Raw genomic sequence first — 766 nt, 5'->3', positions numbered from 1 at the left:
CCGGGCACGCCAGGGGCCGGGCGGGCCGGTCCGCGCCGGCCACCGGCCGGACGAGCAGGCCGCTGCCCTCGGCGGCCAGAGTGGCGGCGGTGGTGGCCAGGTCGTTGGCCGCCGCCCGGCCCTGGCCCGGGGCGGGCGCGTAGGCGAAGGCGCCGCGGTCGCGCTCGGGGGCGTCGCAGCCCAGTTGCAGGCCGAGCAGGGCCGCGTACGGGCCCGGGCCGCCCGCGCCGTGCGTCACCTGGGCCGGGTCCCGGCCCGCGGCGGCGAACGCGCCGACCGCCGCCGAGGTGGAGTTCGCGTCGGTCGGGGCGCCGGAGGTCAGGCCCCAGCCGCCGTCCGGGTTCTGGTGCCCCGTCAGCCAGGCCAGGCCGCGCCGCACGGCCGCGTCGGCGTCACCGGCTCCCGGGGCGTCGCCGACGGCGGCGAGGGCCTGCACGGCGGCGGCCGTGGCGTCGGTGAACTCGCCCTTCCGCGCGTCGCACGGCGCGGCAGGGTCGGCGCGGTACGCGGCGAAGCCGCCGTCGGCGCACTGCTGCCCCGCCAGCCAGGCCACGGCCGGGGCCGCCGGGCGCAGGCCCGCCGCGCGCTGGGCGAGCAGCGCCAGGGACTGCCGCCACACGCCGTCGTAGCGGGGGTCCTTCCGCCCGTACAGGCCCCGCGAGGCGGACGGCCGGGGGCTCGGGTCGTTCGGAGCCCGCTCGGCGGCGGGGGCTCTCCGCGCGGCCGCGGGGTCGGCCGGGGCGCGCGGCGCGGCCTGCGCGGCGGG

Annotated in this window: 1 protein-coding gene; it reads right to left on the bottom strand. The window is 83.6% G+C overall.

Annotation, left to right across the window (positions count from 1 at the left end; all coding sequences use genetic code 11):
- Positions 1-766, bottom strand: a 766-nt coding sequence (locus RKE29_RS30230) for a prenyltransferase/squalene oxidase repeat-containing protein (protein ID WP_312008892.1), incomplete at both ends; no start/stop codon positions are given.

Source organism: Streptomyces sp. B1866 (assembly GCF_031932565.1).
Lineage (GTDB): Bacteria > Actinomycetota > Actinomycetes > Streptomycetales > Streptomycetaceae > Streptomyces.
The sequence above is the reverse complement of the archived record's forward strand: the minus strand, read 5'-3'. Positions and strand labels throughout refer to the sequence as shown.